Annotated in this window: 20 protein-coding genes, 5 pseudogenes and 1 riboswitch; of the genes and pseudogenes, 6 read left to right on the forward strand and 19 right to left on the reverse strand. The window is 39.8% G+C overall.

Translation table 11 applies throughout. The annotated features are described in order from the left end of the window. Window positions 1-25 precede the first annotated feature (25 nt). Complete coding sequence (locus tag ACN6NF_RS13450; RefSeq protein ID WP_474318148.1) at window positions 26-478, forward strand: hypothetical protein; 453 nt, start codon at window positions 26-28, stop codon at window positions 476-478. 453 nt (window positions 479-931) lie between these two features. Here ACN6NF_RS13450 and ACN6NF_RS13455 read toward each other — a convergent pair. Next, a pseudogene (locus ACN6NF_RS13455) lies at window positions 932-1,083 on the reverse strand (phage holin family protein). Next, window positions 1,058-1,240 (reverse strand): hypothetical protein, encoded by a 183-nt coding sequence (locus ACN6NF_RS13460; RefSeq protein ID WP_474319086.1) that lies wholly within the window; start codon window positions 1,238-1,240, stop codon window positions 1,058-1,060. Before ACN6NF_RS13460 ends, ACN6NF_RS13455 begins: the two are co-directional and overlap by 26 nt. A 603-nt stretch (window positions 1,241-1,843) precedes the next feature. On the opposite strand from ACN6NF_RS13460, the gene abc-f reads away from it, so the two are divergent. Next, complete coding sequence (gene abc-f / locus ACN6NF_RS13465) at window positions 1,844-3,331, forward strand: ribosomal protection-like ABC-F family protein (protein WP_474318149.1); 1,488 nt, start codon at window positions 1,844-1,846, stop codon at window positions 3,329-3,331. A gap of 305 nt (window positions 3,332-3,636) precedes the next feature. On the opposite strand, the gene ACN6NF_RS13470 is transcribed toward abc-f, so the two are convergent. Then, on the reverse strand, window positions 3,637-4,317 hold the full coding sequence (locus tag ACN6NF_RS13470; RefSeq protein ID WP_474318150.1) for an SDR family NAD(P)-dependent oxidoreductase: 681 nt from the start codon (window positions 4,315-4,317) through the stop codon (window positions 3,637-3,639). Between the two features lie 154 nt (window positions 4,318-4,471). Between ACN6NF_RS13470 and ACN6NF_RS13475 the strand changes: the two genes are divergently transcribed. After that, window positions 4,472-5,035, forward strand: a complete 564-nt coding sequence (locus tag ACN6NF_RS13475) for a TetR/AcrR family transcriptional regulator (protein WP_474318151.1) — start codon at window positions 4,472-4,474, stop codon at window positions 5,033-5,035. A gap of 340 nt (window positions 5,036-5,375) precedes the next feature. On the opposite strand, the gene ACN6NF_RS13480 is transcribed toward ACN6NF_RS13475, so the two are convergent. The 4 genes from ACN6NF_RS13480 to ACN6NF_RS13495 form a co-directional block, all read right to left on the reverse strand. Further along, the gene (locus tag ACN6NF_RS13480) at window positions 5,376-7,043 is read right to left on the reverse strand and encodes an AraC family transcriptional regulator (protein WP_474318152.1); all 1,668 of its coding nucleotides are present in this window, start codon (window positions 7,041-7,043) and stop codon (window positions 5,376-5,378) included. Between the two features lie 105 nt (window positions 7,044-7,148). Next, window positions 7,149-8,111 carry an ABC transporter substrate-binding protein gene (locus ACN6NF_RS13485; protein ID WP_474318153.1) on the reverse strand — a complete coding sequence of 321 codons (963 nt, stop codon included), beginning with the start codon at window positions 8,109-8,111 and terminating at the stop codon, window positions 7,149-7,151. A gap of 462 nt (window positions 8,112-8,573) precedes the next feature. Next, the gene (locus tag ACN6NF_RS13490; RefSeq protein WP_474318154.1) at window positions 8,574-9,491 is read right to left on the reverse strand and encodes a prenyltransferase/squalene oxidase repeat-containing protein; all 918 of its coding nucleotides are present in this window, start codon (window positions 9,489-9,491) and stop codon (window positions 8,574-8,576) included. 209 nt (window positions 9,492-9,700) lie between these two features. Then, the gene (locus tag ACN6NF_RS13495; protein WP_474318155.1) at window positions 9,701-9,925 is read right to left on the reverse strand and encodes a hypothetical protein; all 225 of its coding nucleotides are present in this window, start codon (window positions 9,923-9,925) and stop codon (window positions 9,701-9,703) included. A 662-nt stretch (window positions 9,926-10,587) separates the two neighbouring features. Here ACN6NF_RS13495 and ACN6NF_RS13500 point away from each other — a divergent pair. Then, the gene (locus tag ACN6NF_RS13500) at window positions 10,588-10,800 is read left to right on the forward strand and encodes a galactose oxidase (RefSeq protein WP_474318156.1); all 213 of its coding nucleotides are present in this window, start codon (window positions 10,588-10,590) and stop codon (window positions 10,798-10,800) included. Between the two features lie 151 nt (window positions 10,801-10,951). Here ACN6NF_RS13500 and ACN6NF_RS13505 read toward each other — a convergent pair whose 3' ends face one another. The 3 genes and pseudogenes from ACN6NF_RS13505 to ACN6NF_RS13515 form a co-directional block, all read right to left on the reverse strand. Next, window positions 10,952-11,506, reverse strand: coding sequence for a DUF1003 domain-containing protein (locus ACN6NF_RS13505; protein ID WP_474318157.1), 555 nt, complete (start codon window positions 11,504-11,506; stop codon window positions 10,952-10,954). 313 nt (window positions 11,507-11,819) lie between these two features. Next, window positions 11,820-11,992: riboswitch (M-box (ykoK) riboswitch) on the reverse strand. A gap of 382 nt (window positions 11,993-12,374) precedes the next feature. Then, entirely contained in the window at window positions 12,375-12,497 is a 123-nt protein-coding gene (locus tag ACN6NF_RS13510; protein ID WP_260846422.1) for a hypothetical protein, read from the reverse strand. Then, window positions 12,460-13,877, reverse strand: a pseudogene (locus tag ACN6NF_RS13515) (transcriptional regulator). The gene ACN6NF_RS13510 and the pseudogene ACN6NF_RS13515 overlap by 38 nt, the downstream one beginning before the upstream one ends. A gap of 337 nt (window positions 13,878-14,214) precedes the next feature. Between ACN6NF_RS13515 and ACN6NF_RS13520 the strand changes: the two are divergent. Then, on the forward strand, window positions 14,215-14,706 hold the full coding sequence (locus ACN6NF_RS13520; protein ID WP_474318158.1) for a hypothetical protein: 492 nt from the start codon (window positions 14,215-14,217) through the stop codon (window positions 14,704-14,706). A 322-nt stretch (window positions 14,707-15,028) separates the two neighbouring features. Here ACN6NF_RS13520 and ACN6NF_RS13525 read toward each other — a convergent pair. Next, window positions 15,029-15,345: pseudogene (locus ACN6NF_RS13525) on the reverse strand (NucA/NucB deoxyribonuclease domain-containing protein); the annotation flags it as partial. Between the two features lie 308 nt (window positions 15,346-15,653). On the opposite strand from ACN6NF_RS13525, the gene ACN6NF_RS13530 reads away from it, so the two are divergent. Next, window positions 15,654-16,520: a hypothetical protein gene (locus ACN6NF_RS13530; RefSeq protein WP_474318159.1), complete on the forward strand. Its 867-nt coding sequence runs from the start codon at window positions 15,654-15,656 to the stop codon at window positions 16,518-16,520. A gap of 48 nt (window positions 16,521-16,568) precedes the next feature. On the opposite strand, the gene ACN6NF_RS13535 is transcribed toward ACN6NF_RS13530, so the two are convergent. The 8 genes and pseudogenes from ACN6NF_RS13535 to ACN6NF_RS13570 all read right to left on the reverse strand — a co-directional run bounded on the left by ACN6NF_RS13535 (window position 16,569) and on the right by ACN6NF_RS13570 (window position 21,504). After that, entirely contained in the window at window positions 16,569-16,775 is a 207-nt protein-coding gene (locus tag ACN6NF_RS13535; protein WP_474318160.1) for a hypothetical protein, read from the reverse strand. Window positions 16,776-17,073: 298 nt separating this feature from the next. Further along, window positions 17,074-17,479, reverse strand: a pseudogene (locus ACN6NF_RS13540) (glycoside hydrolase family 25 protein); the annotation flags it as partial. Further along, a pseudogene (locus ACN6NF_RS13545) lies at window positions 17,457-17,958 on the reverse strand (phage holin family protein). The pseudogenes ACN6NF_RS13540 and ACN6NF_RS13545, both read right to left, overlap by 23 nt. A 297-nt stretch (window positions 17,959-18,255) precedes the next feature. After that, the gene (locus ACN6NF_RS13550) at window positions 18,256-18,672 is read right to left on the reverse strand and encodes a hypothetical protein (protein ID WP_474318161.1); all 417 of its coding nucleotides are present in this window, start codon (window positions 18,670-18,672) and stop codon (window positions 18,256-18,258) included. Window positions 18,673-19,130: 458 nt separating this feature from the next. Continuing rightward, window positions 19,131-19,592, reverse strand: coding sequence for an ABC transporter substrate-binding protein (locus ACN6NF_RS13555; protein WP_474318162.1), 462 nt, complete (start codon window positions 19,590-19,592; stop codon window positions 19,131-19,133). A 28-nt stretch (window positions 19,593-19,620) separates the two neighbouring features. Further along, on the reverse strand, window positions 19,621-20,103 hold the full coding sequence (locus tag ACN6NF_RS13560) for a FecCD family ABC transporter permease (protein WP_474318163.1): 483 nt from the start codon (window positions 20,101-20,103) through the stop codon (window positions 19,621-19,623). Then, window positions 20,096-20,551 (reverse strand): iron chelate uptake ABC transporter family permease subunit, encoded by a 456-nt coding sequence (locus tag ACN6NF_RS13565; RefSeq protein ID WP_474318164.1) that lies wholly within the window; start codon window positions 20,549-20,551, stop codon window positions 20,096-20,098. The genes ACN6NF_RS13560 and ACN6NF_RS13565 overlap by 8 nt, the downstream gene beginning before the upstream one ends. After that, window positions 20,551-21,504, reverse strand: a complete 954-nt coding sequence (locus tag ACN6NF_RS13570; RefSeq protein ID WP_474318165.1) for a FecCD family ABC transporter permease — start codon at window positions 21,502-21,504, stop codon at window positions 20,551-20,553. The genes ACN6NF_RS13565 and ACN6NF_RS13570 overlap by 1 nt, the downstream gene beginning before the upstream one ends. Window positions 21,505-21,816: the final 312 nt, after the last annotated feature.

Consider the following 21,816-nt stretch of genomic DNA (forward strand, 5'->3'; position numbering starts at 1 on the left):
ATACCATTCGAGAGGACGGTTTTTGATGAAGTTTAAAAAAACAGCAATCATTCTTTCAGGTGTATTGGCTCTAACGGCAATAGCTCCATTGGCTGCTTCTGCCGCACCAGCTACGGGGATTAAAGTATCGAAGGATCATGGAGGTATAGTTATCCAATCAATTGGTCAAGAGGTACATGAGGTTCTTGGCGGGACAAGTCCGACGATGGACTTAACTGTTAAAAAAGGTTATGGACATGTAAAGATTAAAGTTCGGAATGAAGGAGCATCAAATCTCACTTGGAGCTTGCAGGGTAACGGGAGAGAATATGTCTATAAAACTGTTGGTAAAGGTGACACATTGACGTGGACTAGTCTTAATTCATTCCCTAATGGGATGCCTTCAGGGGAATACGTAATTCAATTCAGAGCCAACGGTAACAAAGTTGAAGGCGAAGCTTGGGGTACTACTGGTCAGTACCCCTCAGACATTCACTAACCAATACTACAAGCAGGGGAGCGTCTTGGAATTAAATCGAAGTCGCTTTATGTTTCAATTTTGTACGGTAATCTCAACGGAGTGTTTAACTAAACATGAAAAAGAAAACTATTTTACTATAGTAGGTGTTATTTTGGCATTCATCCTTGTCTGTTATTTGTTAACTTTATGGGCTGCTAATAATCTGCACGTGCCTGCACAATGTGCTTCAGTAGCAAGTACTGCCTTCATCTTTGCCTTATAATCATGATATGTATTCTCAATTACGATGTTAACTCTAGTTGGGATACTACGCTACCTTGAATGGAAAGAGTAAGTGAAGCATACTGCAAAGTCTCCTGAAGCTTACGTTCCCCCCAGCTTCTTTATATGATGTTTGAGCAATGTATCGTTGTCCCTGACTTGCTTTAATGAAGGCAAATGCAATACCTTACTTTTCAAAACTTCTACGGTTTATCGGGCCACGAGAGGGATAGGTGCGCCGAGTCTGGCGCCATTCTCCAAAATGGACAGCAGTTCATTTGCCATATAAAAATAGGCGCCCGCGTCCCGGAATAGGTGCAATCGCCTAAGACTCCGTCAATTAGATGGGATACTGCCACCATTGCAAAAATAAATACTTTTCGAGCGATGCCGACGAAGACCAATCTTACTTTTTAAATTTGGTCCGGTTCCCTTCTCACCTTCTGCACCAGCAGCAAATAATCCAATCGCATAATCAATAGCGACCAGAGCAAGTACCACCCCAATACTCCCGACCACCCATAGTAAAAATACGCCACCGCGCTACCTAAAGTGGCACTAAATTTAAAAATCTCCCACTTATCCAGCCTTCTTTCCCCATCTCTGCTCAGGAAAATTATCCTGCCCCCTCTTCGTTTGGTTTCTTATCCTTCTATTCCTGTGTATTTATCTTTGCTAATACATTTCTTGGCGCTATATTCAAATTTTTAGGTGTTTCTTTCTGGCTTGCTGGTTGCAAAGCAATGACAGCAGAAGATAGTCAAATAACAGTAATCAATCTAAGGAGCATGTCGACCTATGCGAAGCTTCAGCCTAAATGGAACTAACGCAGGTTGTAGTTAAATTACTATTGTGATAAACTGGATGTAATTTGATGATGGGAGTTGAACGGATACATGTAGAACTTTCTTGCTTCGAGATCACGAAAAAGAACGGACGCAGCGATCGGCTGTGGTCGTTTTATTTCATCTCTGCAAGAAAGGTCTGCGTTTCGTTTGCGCCCCCTCTCCGGACAGTCATACGGCCCTTTAGAATGGGGCCGTATTTCCTCGTATGGATTAGAGCCGCAAGAAAGCACCTTTCTTGCGGCTCTTTTTATTTCCAAACGAAAGGATGATTGCCATGCCAGCCATTCAGGTAACCAATCTTACTTTTGCCTATCCAGGCAGCTATGACCCTATATTCGAAAATGTTCATTTCCAAATTGATACAGACTGGAAGCTGGGTTTTACGGGGCGAAACGGTCGGGGTAAAACGACGTTCTTAAACCTGCTGCAGGGGAAGTATGAATACAACGGTACGATCTCCGCGCCAGTCGCCTTTGATTATTTTCCGTTTCCCGTTGAACACCCGGAGTATTTGACCTTAGATGTCGTCGAAGAGATCGTGCCAAACTATGAGAACTGGAAGCTGATGCGTGAACTGAACCTGCTTAAGGTTTCAGAAGACGTGTTGTACCGACCATTCGAATCGCTGTCCCAAGGAGAACAGACGAAGGTATTGCTAGCCGTGCTCTTCATCCAGGACAATCGATTTCTGCTCATCGATGAGCCGACCAATCATCTCGATTTGCACGCACGCAAGCTTGTCGCCGATTATCTGAATACGAAGCGCGGTTTCATTCTTGTTTCACACGACCGGGCTTTTCTCGACCGCTGTGTGGATCATATTCTAGCGATCAACAAAACGAATATCGAAATCCAAAAAGGCAACTTCTCCAGCTGGTGGACGAACAAAACTCGCCAGGATACATTTGAAATGGCACAAAACGAAAAGCTGTACAAAGATATACAGCGTTTATCAGCTTCCGCTAAACGTACTAGTAGCTGGTCTTTCGAGACCGAAAAATCGAAAAACGGCACACGAAATTCCGGTTCCAAGCTTGACAAGGGGTACGTCGGGCATAAGGCAGCCAAAATGATGAAACGCTCAAAATCCATCGAACAGCGGCAACACACTGCTATAGAGGAAAAATCGAAACTGCTTCGAAATATCGAACAGTCAGAAAGCCTTGCGATCTCTCAGCTTGTGTATCCCAAATCGGAACTGGCGCTGCTGGATCATGTCACGATTTACTACGGGGAAAGAGCAGTTTGCAAGAACGTTAGTCTGACGATTGAACCAGGAGATCGGATTGCAATTTCAGGTCCAAATGGTTCAGGTAAGTCTAGCTTGCTTCACCTGCTCAACGCTGAGGAGCTGCACTATACAGGTACGTTTCAACGGGACCCGCAGCTTCGCGTTTCCTATGTATCCCAGAATACTTCTCATTTGCGAGGTACGCTTTCCGATTATGCAGCAGAGCACAAAATTGACGAAAGTTTATTTAAAGCCGTGTTGCGTAAGCTAGATTTCGCCCGCATCCAGTTTGAGAAGGATATATCGGCGTTTAGCGGCGGGCAGAAAAAGAAGGTTCTGATCGCAAGAAGCCTATGTGAGGAGGCTCATCTGCATATTTGGGACGAACCGCTCAACTTTGTCGACGTGATTTCCCGGATGCAAATTGAGGAACTGCTGCTTGAGTACACGCCGACCATTGTCTTCGTGGAGCATGATCGGGAATTTCATGACCGCGTCGCCACGAAAACGATTGAACTCGGTGCGGATTAGAATTATACAAGCGACTTGGAGTAAGACATGATTTCAACCGCTGAAAGCTTAGCACCACAACTTTTATGAAAAGAGAAAAGTTTGAATTAAAGGCACGCGATAGTTAAACCGAACATCGGCAGTCTAGGATTTTATTTTTAGTCCATGGCTGCCGATGTTTTTATTGAAGACAGTTTAATAGTTATCTCACTAAGACTGAGTAGCTTATATTAATTTACAGTGGGATTTGCTTCTTCTGCTCTACTCTCACTGTCAATCCTATAAGATTGATAAGAAATCCACTTATCTCTTTTATTATATTAGTTTTACTTTGACAATTTGGTTGGGTTGATCTCTTGTGGGAAAGTATCTTCAAAGCAATCCTTTTTCTCATATAAATTGTACCAAGCCTCAGCAATAAGATCTGGATCTCCAGCCGTACCTGCTTGTATGACAGTGCCTATTGAAAGATGACCGACATATATGCCTTTTTCTTTCAACTCAAAATGCAAATTTGTAGCATAATTACGAACACCACTCATTACCACACCAACATTTCCAACAGACGGGTAGGAAACCATGGCAGATAATCCTGTGGTCAATAGAATTGCACCCGAAGCATTATTTATCATATCTGGTATTACTTCATTCACAGAAAGAACGGCAGGGAGCAAGTAACCTTTTACTTGTTCTAACACATCTTCTGGTGTTGTTTCTAACACATGCTTGAAATGCGTTGGTCCTGCATAGGGGCTGAATTCCAGAACATCAATATGACCAAAGTCTTGTTTAACAGCATCTAATGCTTGTTTTAGTGCAGTCAATTCCCTGACATCCGCTACATAAGATTTCGCTTCAATATTTAGCTTCTTTAGTTCGTTCATGATAACGGCCAATTTCTTAGGGTTACGCGAAATGACAGCAACTGTAAATCCTTTCTCCCCGAATTTTTTTGCAAGGGACAACCCTAATCCAAGTCCTGCACCAATAATTGCAATAGTCTTCATTTTTATACAAACTCCTTTTTTTGTGGTATACATATAACAACACGTGTTGTTTTAACATCTTAAATTCAATACACAAAACGAACAACCAACAATATAGTTACCAATGTTGCTATAGCAACAATATTAAAGAATTATTGGGTTAGGAGTGAATCAAATGGGGACAAAGGTAAGAAATTTACGAACAACTTATACTAAAGAATCTTTAGTTAACGCTTTTTTTAGTTTAGCAAGTAAGAAGGAGTTTGAAAAAATAACAGTGGCAGATTTAGCAGAGGAAGCGCAAGTAAATCGAGCTACTTTCTACGCACATTTTAACGATAAGTACGATTTATTGGATTATATTATGGAAAATTCCGCCTCAAATGCTATTGCAAAACGGACAACAGGATCAATGATAATTGATCAAGAAAGTATAAGCCAGCTTGTTTTAGCTGTTTGTGATTTTTACCAACAACCGAGATTACAATGTCGCCAAAGTAATATAAGTTTAGTAATACCCCAATTGAAAGAAAAAATATTGAGTGAGTTGAAATTGTATTTTCTTAAGAGCATAGAAAACTTATATACAGATATGGAAAAAGATTTATTCGCATCTATTTATGCGAATATAATCCATGAGACTGGTTTTTTATGGGCATCCGGAAAAGTAAATTTAAACAAAGAAGAAATAGCTAAGAAAATTTCGTTATTCGTATTAGGTGGGCAGAACTCTGTTTAATGTTGAATTTTGCTCACTTTCTTGATATTGCTCATCCTCCTTCCAACAGATTAGAAGCAATTAAAAAACACAAGCGCAATGCTTGTGTTTTGATACGGCCCTTATCAGATTACTCTCGAATTTTCTTAGCCATTTTCATCAATTCGTCAAAAGTGGTTTTAAGCGTGCTCTTCAGCCACTGTTTTTTGCGAGGCTCCCTGCGCTAGATTGAGTACATTCCTCGTTAGTCGAGTTATGCTGGTTAAGCGCTGTCCGCGATCAGACGAAAACGCCTTGAAAGTTGCGCGTAGCCTGTGACGAAAGTTGAGTTAATAGTGATTAGGCTTTAAGCCTCCCCTAATCACTTAATTTTCTTATTAAAAATATACGGTAACACCTCTAGAAACCGTCCGCGTGTAATGGGATCATCATAATTCCATGCATTATCCACAAAATGAGTCTTACTGTTACTTAGATCAGCTAAAGCCCCTATATGTGGACAGTGAGCAACAGTTTGCAATTCCTGGCGAGAAGCCAAGACGAAATTACGATCTCCAGCATAGTGATTCATCTGATGCTGCTGAATTTCTATCCATGCTTGCCCTTGTTCGATTAGATGCATCACATTGGCAGAAGGACGAAAGCCAAGAGATTCATACAAGGTGGCAGCCAATCCGTTCTGACCCATAATATAAAGTTTTGCACCAATCTTGAGATAAACAGCAGCTGTCTCTCCAGCAACATATGCATCTGCTAATTGCCTTCGTACCCATCTTACTTTGTTCTCATATCTAGTAATCCACTTCTCCGCAGCGTTACTACGTTCAACTAGTTTAGCAATATACCGTAACCGCTCAAATAGTCTAAACTTACTGTTCAATATAACAGTAGGAGCGATCGCATCTAGTTTCTGCAGATCTTGTTCGGGATGAACATAGCTAAGCAATAATAACTCCGGCTGTAGTTGTGCAATTTTATCTGGATCTGCCCAATGCCCAATATTATAAATATTTCGCAATTTATTGTGATAAATCACGTTCTTTTTCATGATAGAGATGGCCGCTCCTATAGGGGGCATGGCTAAAACGAGTAATTCTCCAAGCGTAAATTTGCCATCAGTCACGATACGTGTTGTATCTTTAGGAACATGAATTTTTCTGCCAAATGAATCGATAACTGTTCTTTGCCGAGTACGAAAATGAATATTCGAATAATCACGCGGAGTGTGTCCAGTTAATTTATGAAAGCACCGGCTGAAATAGTATTCATCCTTAAATCCAATTTGCCGAGATATTTTGCTCAATGTCTCGGTTGAATTACACAGAAGTTCTTTTGCATGGTTTATACGTAATTGGACCAAATAATCATTTGGCTTTTTGCCGGTCATTATTTTAAACTGTTGACTATATTGCCATCTGACCATTCCAGCCATAATAGCAAGTTTTTCAACTGTCAAGTCCTCATCATAATGCTGTTCCATATACTGCACAGTTTGTTGAACCAAGTTTATCTTTTCATTGTTCTGCAATTGGGAAACTTGCTCATCGAACTGAGCCATCAACCCCAGAATGAGCTGAAGACTACCTTGCATCATAGCCATTTCTGATGTGGATAGAGAGGAACAATATTGGTTGCTTATCCATGCTTCGATTCCTAATACTCGGTTGACATGAGAAATCAACAGATTATAGGGGTAACCACAAAGCAAAGGTGGATGAGCAACCGGATTCAAAGTGATTCCTTCTACTTTAAAGGTTTCAAAGGTAAAGCGGGCAAGCTGTGCCTCTTTGTTGCTTGATTCCACCGTGTAGCGCTGTATAGGTAAAACCAGAATACAGCTTCCTTGTCGCAGATCGATTGCAATGTTGTCTACATACAGCCGTATGCCGTGACTGAGTGCTATCAATAATGTGCATAAGTTTGTTTCAATGTCATTCATTCCCACATTGTGGCCATTCGCTGAAATTATCTGGTCAACTTGAAATCTCTCATAGTGTTGCAGCCTAATATACAAGGATGCTAGATTCATAAGCAACTCTCCAACAATTGAAAATGATAATCATTATCGTTATTATAACATATAATGACTTGCTTTCAACTATAAACTATAGTTCAGCTTTTAATAATTGGAGTCTTACTGTTGATCCATCCATTGTGGCATCTGTTTAAACAATTGTTCCAAAGCTAACAAATTATCTGTATTCCATTTACTGGGAACAATATGAATATTTCCCTTTTGAACTGCAGGCAAAGTTCCCCATATTGGTCTTTGTAGCAGTCGGTCAGCTTCTGTTTTACTTTCACCATCATCTTGTACAACTACAAACAAATGATCACCAGCAAATTCTGAAAGCACTTCTTCTGAAATATTAACGAAAGACACGCCTTCTTTATCAAGAATATTCTTCTGTACAGCTGGTGGGACGGCAAAACCGTTCTTCCCATAAATAATAGCACCCAGGCTACGATTGCCCATAACATAAAGTGTTTTACCCAACTGATAAAAAATTGTCGCTGTCTCCCCGTCTGCTAATTGAAACTTATCAAACATTTCTTTCGACTGTGCATTAAACTTAGCAATCAATTGAGCTGCCTCTTCCTGTTTGCCAAAGATATTTCCCATCTCCTTTACACGTTCTGTATAAGGAAGGGCTGGGTTAAAGGGGATAGTAGTAGCAATTTTCGACAATGCCTCATTATGATCTGCTTCTGCCTTGTAATAACCATTAATAATCAGATCGGGTTTTAAACTCAGAATCGTCTCTAAGTCACCAGGATTTCCAACATCAACGATCCCTTCAAATCTACCTTCATAGTAACTAGGAGTATCTTTGGGAAGGTTATTACCAACAATTGGAATACCCATAGCCAAGAAATCACCAATTGTCTGGCCAATATAAACCACTCGTTTTGGATCTGCAGGTATTTCAACCTGTTCACCTGTTATCGTTGTATATTGAACAGTTTTCTCACTTTCCTCTTTCTGTTCATCGGACACGCTGCTATTAGCATTAGAAGTACTGCATGCCGATATTATCAACAATAGGAGGAAACTCCCTACCCAGAGTATAATTTGCTTTCTACGTTGTTTCTTCACACTTGTTGCCCCTTTCCTTCTCTCTATTAATTGAAAATGATTATCATTTAAGGCATTATTATAGATTGTGTGAAAAGGGGAAACAATGAAAAAAACGCAACGGTTTATTTGGATAAATGTCAATGATCGTATCAAAAGATCATTGGGCATTTCCACTACAATAAGCGATACAAAATTACGGAATGTGAATCACTCGCCGATAATACATGCAAGTGATTAGTTCATCCTATTCCAATTCACCGGCGTTGGCATCCCGATAGTATGCGACCGTAGCAAGCAAAAAAATGTTCATCCACAATGCCTGGGACGCCTTCAAATTTCCCATCAGAACATCTTGAGAAGCTGTTCAACTAACCTGCCGTTAGCGTAACAAGGCTGCCATTCAATCCACGACAGCCTCATGGTTTAGTTTAGTGATGGTCCGCTCCTCTTCCAACACGATATTCCTTCCAAAGGAAGTCTTTATGTATAGGTATACTCCGGTCCCAATCGTTCGATAACTCGATCCAACTGTCTGGTTAGATAAGGCGAAACGTCACCAATGCCAGCCACTGCTTCTAACAATGGAAAGGGTTGCCCACCCCACGGGCCTTGTGGATCAAAGACTTGTCTACCGATTCGCAAGCCTCCTGATTCCTTGAAGATGTTCAATCGTTCCAATCCTTCAATAAGCAGCCCGACCGGAAGCGTTTTGTTCCTACGTCGGGACCATTCTGCCAAGAAGGACATGCCGCGTAATATATCATATTCAAAAAACCTCGGAAAGCAAGGCTTAAGCCATTCCATATCAATGACGCTTCTATTTTGTTTAGAACATACAAGACGATGCTCAATTAAATAACGTGCGCCCTCATCTAAGAAAACGGCTTCCTGTTCAGTTAATTCACGGTCTGTATGCCATAAGATAGCTTCAAGCGGAGGAAGTGTTGAAACAATAGAGCTCTTTTTAGAATGAGTATAAGCTTCAGGGTCACAGTTCAGCCCGCCATCAGGTAACTGATGCTTTAAGAGCCATTCGCGAATCCAAGGCAGTTCCTTGTCCAAATCACAGCCATACGCCACTAGAATCATATAGTATACGGCAAGTTCACAATGGCAGCAATCCATCTTCATCTTATCACTTTCACTTGTTGGATGGTCATCGGCGGATATAATGAAGGTCGGCCAGACCTGAGTTTCGAGTAAATATTTTGCTTTGACAATAGCAGACTCGGGAATTAGTTTCACTTCTCCCATTTCATAAAGAGCAGCCATATGCCACCAAGCTCCATCCCATTTTCGACGGCTGCACTCGCCGTGAGTCTTCCCCAAATGCGAAGTAGAGTTAAGGAACTGTATAGATTCTTCGATTGCTAAACGAATATTTGGATTTGCTTCCATCTGAGTATCTCCTTTTTGATTACATCTACTTTACGCTTCAGTTAAGCAGCGCGTCATCTCGTATACCCTTCCACTCTTAAGAAATTCGATTTGTTATTAAACTATCCTGCCCTTAGCTTAATGGAGCATTGTCAGACTATTACTTTGTTTTACAGTCTAGGATCTTAGACACCTACAATTAAGACCGCAAAGGCTTAAACCCTTACGGTCTAATTTACTTCTGGCATTCTTAGTCCAATTTCACCTTCCTTGTTTCGTCCTTGTCCATAGTCGATCGTGACAAAATCTAAGGTGCGATTGATCTTCAAACTGTTTGCTATGTTCACAATTGCTCTGTGCCGCTTATCCGCGGATGTAGTAGCTGAAATACCCGGTATGTCTTTACGAGATCCTTTTTCTAAGTACTGTTGGTACTTTGAGGTGTTTTGTTCCATCCAGAAATAGCAGCTTTGCTATCAATCCCTCGTGCTTATCACGCATATTATTTATTGAAAAATTAATGTTACTCGTGAGAATTGATAAAATTTATAATTTACATGGCGCTGGTCTTTAACTAAAGCGGTGTTGGCTGTCACATCTGCTGTCAGTTCTTGACCAGAAACTCGTTTAGAAACCGATCCCTCTGCCGAAAGCAAATCATATGTAGCCACTTTGTTTTTCTTATAACTACTTTATCTACATCGTCAAAGAAGTTTACTTGGACTATTTTCTGTGTATCAGATGAGTCTTCATCAGATTGAGCGCGTAAAATGACTTTAAGGAGAACGCAGTAGTTACAAAATATACTTTAAATCCTACTGATTCAGATACATATGTAAATGGCATACCTAAAACTTGGGCTTTTCAAGGTTGGGATGGGACTCAATGGATAGATTTAGATAAACAGCAAGATCAAATAAACTGGAAAAGAGGAGAAATTAGAGAGTTCGCTATCATAAATAGCAAAGGCTATTCAAAATATCGTTTATATATAACAGCAGATAATGGGGGAACTGCTGGATATACTTGTATTGGTGAGCTGCAGTTATTCGGTTATAAAGAACCAGTAACTCCGGATATACCCGAAACGGGGAATCGTGCAATACTTACAGTGACCATGAACACTGGTCTTGAAAAAGAATTTGATCTCTCAATGGATGAAGTAAATTCCTTTATCACATGGTATGAAGGCAAACAAGCTGGAACAGGAACTGCATCATATGCCATTGATAAGCACAATAACAACAAAGGTCCATTCAGTAACCGTAAGGACTATGTAATTTTCAATAAAATACTCACATTTGAAGTAAGTGAGTATTCAACTAAATAAAAAACAAAGGACTCCATACTGGTTACATACCAGCGGAGTCCTTTTTCACATCTACTCTAAATTCAAACTGATTACGAAAGAAATAAGATCCGTTAATCTGAACCGCTTCAGGTGAAAACTTTTCTACGGGGCCTCTATATAATCCAAAGAGTCATTTGTGTTCTTCATTCGGTTGTTTTAGAACAAGTAAGAGTTTTTTAATCTCAATCAGTTCGCCTTCGATCCGATGAAGGTGGCTCTGCATATCGTCAATCTCTTGTTCGGCTTTGTAGTTGATCGCGAAGTCAATGATCGATTCATGCTTATCCCTTGCAGCTTGGCGGTTCTGACTCATCATAATGACCGGAGCCTGGAATGCTGCGATAAAGGACAAACACAAGTTCAACAAGATAAATGGAGGTTCATCGAAATGAAAGCGAGTAAACGGCAAGCTGTTCAACAGTATCCAGAGGGTCAGAAAGATAGAAAAATAAGTAATAAATCTCCAGCTACCGCCGAATGATGCAATCCGATCCGCAAGACGATCTTGCCAGCTTGTCGTTCTTTGATAAGCTTCATCTAAATGAGAAAGAATGCTATTTTCGTAACTATCGACTAGCCGATCAATACGACGAGTATTTTCCTGATTCAATTCAATATCAAAGCCTTGAATATGAGCAGCACTTTTATTTTGCTGCTTTTTTTGAAAAAAATTTATTTTTGACATGTCAACTGCCTCCTTGTTTTAAGGCAGTCAGGCCCAATACTAACCCATAGGAGAGGAGTAGCAACCATACTCAAATACGGTATCTAGTTTTAACCCGACTGCCAATAGACTCCCTGGTTCTGGATCCGGTTCAGACGAACTTCGACTACTCATTGAATGGTTCAACCCCTCTCTCCTTAACATGTTGTGGGCTCCATATTTTACTGATCACACTGGAACCATATCACTGCCAATACCTAACACATTGAAATAAAAACGCCCCTCAGCTCAACTGAAGGGCGTCGTTCTGCATGCAAGATAAAGCATGCAAATATCCGATTCCCCCAAGTCCAGCTTTAGCACTATACGACGTAAAAGAACCAAAGTTCTTTAGCCACATTAAGAAGAGCCTTAATCCGGCAATTCCTGTTATACCCATTGGCATCTTTCGATGTTTCCGGGCAGTGGCTTATGTTCGTATAGGAGCCTCACCTAACGAGGACATCAATATTTCCTTAGCAAGCATACTGCTGTCCAAATGTGCTGTCAACCCAAATATATTTACTATATTTTACATGTGTTTGCGCCTGGTGACAGCGACGCTGGCACTCCCCCATATAATGCAAAAATAAAAAGTCGTTGTGCCCCAGGTGCGGCAACAGGTGGTCTACAACTTACACCATATCACTACTCAACGGTTTTACTACATATACTCTTTCCTGGCTTAATGCAGCTGCAAATAGTTCTATATCTGACTTTAACACTTTATATGTATGGTTCATACTGATCACCTCAGAAATAGATATTCGGGTAAAACGTGTGGTAATTCCTACACTGAAGAAATCCCCGCCGATCAATTAAGGTTAGCGGGGATTTGCTTTACTTACGTTTAAGCCCCTCCAATAGTAACTTGAGGTTGGATACTATGGTGGTTAAAGGCTTGATCCGGCACAGTAACAATAAATAATAAAAAGCTAGCCGCAATGATCAGCAGTACCGTTTTTTTCAACATTAGTCATCCACACCTTTTCAATAAGATTTAAAAAACTAGCTTTGGTTTCATGAGACGCATGTTCCCGAAAATGCATAAATAGCCCCATACAATTTATAAAGTAAGTCTCATTATTTAGTGTATGATAACTTACCATTGAATACATCAAATGTTTAAAACCATCATTGTAGGAGCCTCGATGTAAATAATAATAAGCTAACTCGTAACCAAACCACGCGATATAGTCCGGTATCACTTGTTGTGTATACATATCATCGGATAGAGGCTGTTCAGAAAACGAATTAATCTCCGATTCAAATCATTTTAGTATATCGTCTACATCTATGCTATATTGGTTTGCGGCAATTATAACATTGAGCAGTTTTGATATCTTCTCGTTTTCGTTAGTCGCTGATGTCGCTACAATATATTCAACATAATCATGCAGCACATTTATATCTCCTGATAAAAGTTTATACACGTAAGTATTACCTTCTGCCCAACTTTTGAACAAGCTAATCCAGTGCCGGGTATCTTCGTCAGCCTCCATTACCCAATCTAAATTAGCGTAGGTGGATGTATATTCTAGAGCTTGTTGATAATCGCCTTGGGCTTCACAAACGCTTGCACACAACAAGTCAGCATAGGAAATGTATACAAACAATGGACGGCTTAGCTTATCAGTAGATTCAGTATGTTCTCGACTGTTCTGTTGATGTTTCAGTGTATATTGGATTTCGGCTTTAGCTCTCATTTTCCTCGCTATCTCATCAACCTTGTCCCATTTACGTAATGACCTATACACGTTGGCTAAATCCTTCAATGCGTCAAGTTGGTCTATTTCATCAAGGCGCTCAACAAAAACTTCAAAAATCGTAGCTGCACTAAGATTTTTACTTTGGTCGTCTCCAACTTGAATCGTAAATATACGATATTGACAGACTGCCAAACGCTCAGAATGTTGATATCTATCCGTTTCAGCTACCCCCTCAAATAACAGCAATGCAGCCGCATGTCTTCCCTGCGACAATAATTCTTCTGCAATTTCAAATAGCTTGGGCGAATACAGCAGATTATCCATGATAGCTCCCACCACTCGACGGATCGCATCCAACCTGTCCAAATCAGCCAGCGAAACAAAAACGGCTCGATTCTCCTCATATTCGGGGGGTGGTCGATGATGAAGTTTTCTATAAATAGATCATAAAAGTGACCTTCTGGTAAACCCATAGCCTCAGTGATTAAGTCAAGCTGGTTAACAGACATTGACTTATTACCTGTCACAATAGAACTTATTATTCCTCTATTCATGCCTGCAAGTTGTCCAAATTGCGTTAAGCTCAAACCCTTTTGTTGTAGGTATCTATCTAATTCTGCTCGAATCGTAGGTGTATGCTTCATGTCATATCCACCTTTCATACAGAAATTCCAAAACTTATATATTATTGCACTCTATTGTTGTCCATAATTTAACAGTTGTCAATAAGTTTTGAAATTTTTGTCATTCGGATATTTGACTAAATTATTTTTTTGAATATTGTCGACTACTGTAAGACAAATAGTTCTATAGCGTCATTTCCCATTTAATTATTTAAAACACACAAATTATTCCTTATTTTGTGGTACACTGGATTGGTAGTTCAAAATAATACCATTTTGAGAGGACGGTTTTGGATGAAGTTAAAGAACACAGCAATCATTCTTACAGGTGTATTAGCTCTTACGGTAGTTGCTCCAATTGCAGCATCTGCCGAATCATCCACATGACAAATTACACAAAATTCAAGTTAAAGATGGAGTATTGTCCCTAAAAGAGGTTCCTGAAAGTATTTATAACCAGTATAATTTATCGGATTTACAAAAGCATTTTGATGAATTAAATGAATTATCAAAATCAGGTAAAATTACTGTGAATAGCGATTTAAGCATAAAGGACAATACCATCTCGCTTAATGCAGAATACGGATCTTGGACTTACCACTGGTGGGGATATGATCGGAAATTCACTGACTCTCAGACTAAACAAGCGATAGATTACTATAATAGTGTGGCAGGTGGCGGCGCACTCGTTTCAGGGGCAACGGCTTGGTATCCTCCTGTTTCAGGTATCTCAGGATCAGTCGCAGGATATTTTGCATTGTTTGCAGCACGTATGAGCGCGAATAACAATGGTAACGGAGTTTATGTTTCTGTTTCATGGGCGGCAGTGTTTGATGTTGAACCTTTGTAATACGACACAGTAAGGAGACTCTATGACCAGTATTTTAGCTGTTTTGTAATTATTTGGGGAATAAGTTATATGGCTGTCTACTACATTAAGAAGAAAAAAAATACACACGGGCAACCTGGTTATAAAATATTTTTTATGGTTATTCTTGTTATTTTAGCAATCGCTTTGGTTAGTTCATATTTATAATCAAACAATTTTATGATTTTTATAGCCTTCCTTTAATGGAGGGATTTTATATTTCATATCAAATCTTTTGGTGTAAATCCCATATGAGCAATGACAAAAAACTCCCCGCCGACCGATTAAGGTTAGCGCAGAGTTTCTATTTCACGATAAATTCAACCTTCGTTCCATCCTCATACTTATCTAACTGATGACTTACCCATGATCCTGCTCCCCTATTATCACTAGAGGTTATGTATCTGATATCAGGACCTGCGCTACCTTCTGAACACATTGTCATTGGCCACTCATCGCGGTCTTATCCTTTTTAGTTGGATAGCCCTTAAGCGACTTCTTCCTGTTTTCTTCGGCTCCGTCCCGATCAATCGTGCATACCGCAGAATGTCCGGCCGCTATTGCATCCCTTATGTGTGCCCCGGTTTCAGGGTAACGTGAACTTGGGAACTCCAACGTATACTCAGCTGCTGCTTGTTGACTGATTGCTGTCGGTTCAGCATAAATGCCTTATACCGAGAAAATAGCAGCTAGTAAAAATACAACTAATCCTCTTACGATTCCTCTTATCATCTGACACCTCCATAGTATTTCAAATTTTCTCAATACTATATTGGGAGACATGTCGAAGTATTGCATATGTTGTCACATAATAAAAATTAAAATCCATCGATAAACTTTATTTTGAATATATAGACATAAATGTTTAGAAATCCCTTTTTATTATTTGTATGCTTACTAAGCAAATAAAACAAAAAGGGGATTTATTCATGAAAAGAAATCTCAATCTAATTTTGTGCTTCACCTTACTTATTACCATTTTTATTCCATTATCATCTGTGAATGCCTACACTGGTGGTTATGCCAACGGGAAAAATGTAGTTACAATGATATCTGACAAATATTTTATAGATAGGCCACATGCAAGTAAAACAAATACAACGCTTATTACTGATAACAATGAAGAAACAAACTACTCAATTCCTGCAGGTATGATGATTATGATTGACTTAGGTACAAATAGAACAATTGATTCGTATAAGCTTAAAAGTGATTCTAAAAATTTAAGGATCATTTTTTACGACCAAGATACTGGTTGGTTAGACTCTTTAGAAACCAATGTTGGTAATGGGGAACTGACAAAGCTTCCAAAGGGAAAAAAAGTAGATCGTGTTAGATTTATCACTCTTTATTCACTTAGTGCTGAAAATTTAAATATAAGCGAGTTGGACTTTTTCTACAGTCAAGATACAATACCAACACCGGAACCTACTCCAACACCAGATCCTAAACCGACACCGGAACCAATACCGACACCAAATCCAACACCAAGTCCTGAGCCTAATCCGTCTGAGCCTACGGAGCCAACTGAACCAACCGAACCATCACAGCCAACTGGTGACCGCGCCATTCTGACTGTAACGATGGATAATGGATTTGATAAAGAATTCGATTTGAGTAAAAAAGAATTGAATGCTTTCATTGCTTGGTATGACGCTAAAGATGCTGGCAGAGGTCCTTCATTCTTTGCCATTGATAAGCACAATAATAACAAAGGTCCATTCAGTAACCGTAAAGACTATGTAATTTTCAATAAAATCCTTACATTTGAAGTAAGCGAGTATTCAACTAAATAATAAACAACAAAGGACTCCATACTGGTTACATACCAGAGGAGTCCTTTGTCACATCCACTCTAAATTCAAACTGATTACGGAAGAAATAAGATCCGTTAATTTTAATCGACTCCGTGTGTATTTCTCGATTGGACCGTCGTAGTCGACGATTCCCATCATTTCTTCGCTAAGAACGTTCACTACATAAACTCGGGATTGCGACAAAGCAGCCATGAAGAAATCGTTATCTGTATGTAAAGTTCTATACGGTTCCAATCCAACACCTCATATCTTACAGTGTGAAGCTAAAATGATAAACTACTTGCCATATTTAAGATATCATATAATCTATTAATAACTCTCACCCATGCTGCGGCCAATGTTAAATATATACTTGAAAAAAGCCACAAATAACCGAAATTCACGGCAACTCTGAGTCCGAACAAAAATAACTTATACCCGTAGGATTTTTCAATGTATGCTGGCAAATTTCGATAGAAGACTAACTGTATAAGCTGTAGCAGCAATGCTGATCACTCTAGCTATCATTAATGGTAGTATCCCGACTGTTAGTGGGCTTGCGTCCTGTAAGTCGCTCCAGCTCGAGCAAGAAGGCCAACGCTACAGCACTATTAAGCGTTTTAGATAGGTTCCAGGGATTGTTTCATAGTCCATTACAGGCGGCAAATCCAGCGATTTCTCCCCACCTACTTGTTCCAATACCTCAGTAAAATGACGCGCTTCCGCTTTGGCTGCCTCAACGCTGATTGCGTCTACAAAATGGTATGCTCCCAACAATACCCCGCTGCTCTGGCTCCTTTTGCATTCGTGGTGAATGTCGGATAAACGTAACGCTGCCCCAGACTGGCCTTGATGAAGGCAAATGAAATGCCATCTGCCTTGACCGCCTTCCAATCAATCCTTCCTTGATAACGGGATACGTCTATTCCTTGGGCATTACGGCTGTTTCGTCGTTGCATCCTCTTTCTCTCCTTCCTTACCACTTTTACTTTTCAAAACTTCTACGGCCTGTCAGATCACAGGCGGGATAGGGGGGCCGAGTCTACCGCCATTCTCCAAAATAGAAAGCAGCTCATTTGCCATATAAAAATAGGCGACCGCATCCCGGAATAGGTGCGAATCGCCTAAGACTCCATCAATCAGATGGGACACTGCTACCATTGCAAAAATAAATACCTTTCGAGCGATACCGATAAGACCAATCTTACTCTTTAAACCTGGCCCAGTACCCTTTTTACCTTCTGCGCCAGCGGCAAACAATCCGGTCACATAATCAACAATGACCAGCGCAAGTAACACCCCCAATACTCCCGACCACCCACCGTAAAAATACGTCACAGCGCTGCTTCTCTAAAGCAGTACTGAACTTAAAATCCTCCCACTTATCCAACTTTCTTCCCCCGTCTCTCCGTTCAGGAAACTTTTCCTGAGCTATCATTGTCTGTGTTCTGATCCTTTTCTTCCTGGGCCTGTATCTCTGCTAATGCATCTCCTATTGCTATATCTAAACCTTTAAGTATTCTTTCCGGCGCGCTGGTTGCGAAGCAATGACAGCAGAAATAACCTCCAATTGTATATCCAATGCTGATTTTTTTTCCACCTTTATAATCACCTCCTTAGAACACGAAATAAGCCCCTGAGTTATCAGAGGCTTTCATACTTATATCTTAGATTGGTTCTGTTACTGTAACGCTGCGGATTTTAAAAGCAAATTTGGATAGAGAGTGGCAAACTATTAGTAGTAAATTTTGTATTCTCCGCCGCCACCAGTTGGTGAGTATGCTACAACCTTGTGATAACCATTAAGAGGTCCAATAGTTACACTTTGCAGCCCGTAATTAGATGCTACTACTCTCGCGCTCTTCACTACGTTTCCGGTCATGTTTTCAAAGTTAATAACATACTCACCTAATGCGTTATTATAAAATTGGATCGTAACATTCCCTCTCAGATATATATCAGTGCTATATCCACCTTCGAAATATCCTTTTAATGGATTTTGCGCAAAAAGATCAATTGCTTGTGCTTGTACTTCCTGCGAAGGAGGATTAGTTGTAATAACAGCCTCGTCGGCGAAAGCAGCCTGGATAGGTGCTAAGAGCATGGCCATGGTAGAAAGTACTGCAATAGCTGTTTTTCGAAATTTTTTCATAATCAAACATCTCCTTTAGAAAATTAAATGGAATGAATAATTGTTTGCTTATCCCTACGAACAAGAATACCAGTAAAACATTAGCATTGTTCCAAATTTCACATTCCAGTTGATAGTAGCATCAGAAACAAGTCTACTTATATGTGTCTAGAAGTAGTATTAGTATTACTAAATAGGTGGCAAAAATTTTGCATGAAGTAGAAACAATTGTACCCCTCCCGCAAATGTATTTGTACAAGAGTTATGGTATATCTTTCTCAATAGAGAAACAATGTGTTTTCTTAATTTTATTATAATAATAGGATATTAATGGTTATAATTAATGAATGAGTTCTCAATCTCCTTTATACAAAAAAAGCCCTCCGTTTAAAAGGGCTTTTGTGTATATAGTATATAATTTTTGTTTACTACTAGATTTCTACATATTTATTTAGTAGCTAATGCTGCTTTAAGTTGTTCTAGCTCTTTTTTGTACTCAAATAAACCGTCTTTGGATTCTTGTAATTCTTTCTCTGTCTCAGTGACGCTTTGCTGATGATCAAATCTGGTTTAGCAGCTACAATACCTTCAATTTTAACCGTATGCGGCGAAACAAAAACGGCATTATCCAATTTTCCATTCAGATAATTTGGTGCTTTTCCGTTTAAACCAGTGGAAGATATCACTGGTGTATATCCTATGATAAGAAGCTGCTCCGAGGTATACGCCAAATCAACAATTCGTTTCGGATTCACTGGTATATCAACGCTTCCCTTTACCGTTTGGATCGTTCGAAATTCGCTTCCTTCCATAAAATAATTTTTTTTAGTATTAGATGTAGTAGACTCAACTTGTGATGCCGATTGTCCGTTTGTACCATTGCAAGCAGCAAGCAACATGAAAACAGACAGAAGAATTAAAAACACGCTCCATTTCTTCATCCATGTATCCTCCTTTCTTCACAATGCTTTATTTGGATCTGAACAACAGGTACAAGAAATAAGGTGCACCAACTAAAGAAACAAGAATACCTGCAGGTACTTCTAAACGCGGCATGATTGTTCGTGCAAGCCAATCACAGAGTAATAGCAACAATGCACCTATTAGTGCTGAAATTGGAATAATGGATTTGTATTTACTGCCCACCATTTTTCTCACAATATGCGGAGCCATCAGGCCAATAAACCCGATGCCACCACCAGCAGCGACACATGCTCCAGCTAAACCGACACTTATAAGCAGAAACTTCAGTCTCTCCCGATTGACCCTAACACCAATACTTGTAGTCGTACTTTCTCCAAAGCTCAGGGCGTCTAAATAGCGACAATTATAGAAAGCATAGAGTGATAGAATTGTGATCCATGGCAGGATTGCAATCACAATGGGCCATCCCGTCCCAGCCAGACTTCCAGCCAACCAAACGGTTGCCCCCATATAAATTTCATCACTCAATTTTAATGATAGTATCAAGTATGTGGCCGATGAGAGAGGTGATTAGAGCACCTAAAAAAGCGAATAATGGTATACTCATCGCATTGTAGGATGTGATTGTACCGTTTTGAAATACCAGATACATGAGTAAAACAACGGCAAGTCCCGAACCAGCATGGACACCCATCAATCCAGGATCAGCTAGATCATTTCTGGATAAACCTTGCATAATAGCTCCTGAAATAGCTAAACCACACCCAATGAGAAGTGCTATGATCATTCGTGGCAGGCGTAACTCAAATAAAGTAAGAACCTGCTCCCGTGTCCCTTTTCCTAATAGTGTTAACCAGACATCTTGCAGTGACATAAAAACCGAACCAGAATTTAAACTTAAAACAAATACAATACCAATTAGAATTGAAATGATGAAGGCAAGAAGTGGGGTATGTTTTCTCCGAGCGAATCGCATCACATTCCCCTCCATTGTTTTCTGGCCATATATAAGAAAAATGGAACACCGAGGACAGCAGTTATTGCTCCTACTGGTGTTTCATAAGGGAACTGAACCCACCGAGCTACTAAATCTGCGTAGGTTAACAGTACTCCTCCTAACATAGCCGAACAAGGAACAATTAATCGGTAATCCTGGCCAACAAGAGACCGTACAATATGTGGGATTACAAGTCCAATGAAACCTATCGCCCCAGCTATTGAAACTGAGACTCCTGTCATTAAAGCCACTAATAAAATTGCTATGGATTTGATAAGAAATGTTCGCTGACCTAAGTTTGTTGCTATCTCTTCTCCTAAACTGAGAATACTGATTGAGCGGGAAAGAAACATCGTGATCAACAAACAAGCTATACCAATCGGTAGAATGAGTGTTACTTCCGGCCAGCGCACCATGGATAGCCCTCCTGCATAAAAAAAGGCTACATCCTTAGAGATTTCGTAATATATAGCAAGTCCAGAACTTAATGAACCGAATAAATAACTAATCACCGTGCCCGCCAGTATCATCTTAACGGAGGTCATTCCACCTGGAGAAAAAATACTAATGATATAAACAAGGATAATACTAATGCCTGCCCCAACAAAAGACACGATCATTAATTGCAAGTGATTTAATAATGGTGAAAAGACCATGGCGATACACAAAGCAAGACCGGCTCCTTGCGACAAGCCAAGAACAGATGGATCGGCCATTGGATTTCGCGTAATTCCCTGCATAATAGCTCCAGATGCGGCCATACATGCTCCCACTAGCATCGCACCCAAAACGCGATGTAATCGTAATTTATGAATTAACATATGAACGTCCACTTCATGATTGTATGAGAATAAAGCTTGCCAGCCGTCTCTCCAACTCGCGCCCAAAGTTCCATAAATCATCGATAAAATCAATCCAAGAACTAGCAGCAAACCACCAACAAAAAAATAGTACTTGCAATTACGGTTTGTTTTTTAGGTAATGACGTGATGCTCGTGCACCTTTCAAGTCTGGTACGTCTCCCCTTCATCGTTATCAAGTTCTCAGCTTAGGTTAGTTTATTTGATAATGATTAACATTGTAAATTCACATGAATCAACATCTATAAGAAGTACCGAAGTAGATATGAAATATCCGAATAGTTTATATGTTTATGTAATTAGTTTCATTCTTGAGTAATGAGATAGCTCCTAATAAAGCAATCCACTTCTACAAAGATGGAATAAAAAACTCTCTCAGCTTCC

The sequence above is a fragment of the Paenibacillus sp. TSM33 genome, assembly GCF_056099025.1.

What these genes read in the sequence shown, in the direction of transcription:
- ACN6NF_RS13450 (WP_474318148.1), top strand. Translation starts at nt 26, where the DNA reads ATGAAGTTTAAAAAAACAGCAATCATTCTTTCAGGTGTATTGGCTCTA.
- abc-f (WP_474318149.1), top strand. Translation starts at nt 1,844, where the DNA reads ATGCCAGCCATTCAGGTAACCAATCTTACTTTTGCCTATCCAGGCAGC.
- ACN6NF_RS13470 (WP_474318150.1), bottom strand. Translation starts at nt 4,317, where the DNA reads ATGAAGACTATTGCAATTATTGGTGCAGGACTTGGATTAGGGTTGTCC.
- ACN6NF_RS13475 (WP_474318151.1), top strand. Translation starts at nt 4,472, where the DNA reads ATGGGGACAAAGGTAAGAAATTTACGAACAACTTATACTAAAGAATCT.
- ACN6NF_RS13480 (WP_474318152.1), bottom strand. Translation starts at nt 7,043, where the DNA reads ATGAATCTAGCATCCTTGTATATTAGGCTGCAACACTATGAGAGATTT.
- ACN6NF_RS13490 (WP_474318154.1), bottom strand. Translation starts at nt 9,491, where the DNA reads ATGGAAGCAAATCCAAATATTCGTTTAGCAATCGAAGAATCTATACAG.
- ACN6NF_RS13495 (WP_474318155.1), bottom strand. Translation starts at nt 9,925, where the DNA reads ATGGAACAAAACACCTCAAAGTACCAACAGTACTTAGAAAAAGGATCT.
- ACN6NF_RS13500 (WP_474318156.1), top strand. Translation starts at nt 10,588, where the DNA reads ATGAACACTGGTCTTGAAAAAGAATTTGATCTCTCAATGGATGAAGTA.
- ACN6NF_RS13505 (WP_474318157.1), bottom strand. Translation starts at nt 11,506, where the DNA reads ATGTCAAAAATAAATTTTTTTCAAAAAAAGCAGCAAAATAAAAGTGCT.
- ACN6NF_RS13510 (WP_260846422.1), bottom strand. Translation starts at nt 12,497, where the DNA reads ATGTTGAAAAAAACGGTACTGCTGATCATTGCGGCTAGCTTTTTATTA.
- ACN6NF_RS13530 (WP_474318159.1), top strand. Translation starts at nt 15,654, where the DNA reads ATGAAAAGAAATCTCAATCTAATTTTGTGCTTCACCTTACTTATTACC.
- ACN6NF_RS13550 (WP_474318161.1), bottom strand. Translation starts at nt 18,672, where the DNA reads ATGAAAAAATTTCGAAAAACAGCTATTGCAGTACTTTCTACCATGGCC.
- ACN6NF_RS13555 (WP_474318162.1), bottom strand. Translation starts at nt 19,592, where the DNA reads ATGAAGAAATGGAGCGTGTTTTTAATTCTTCTGTCTGTTTTCATGTTG.
- ACN6NF_RS13565 (WP_474318164.1), bottom strand. Translation starts at nt 20,551, where the DNA reads ATGCGATTCGCTCGGAGAAAACATACCCCACTTCTTGCCTTCATCATT.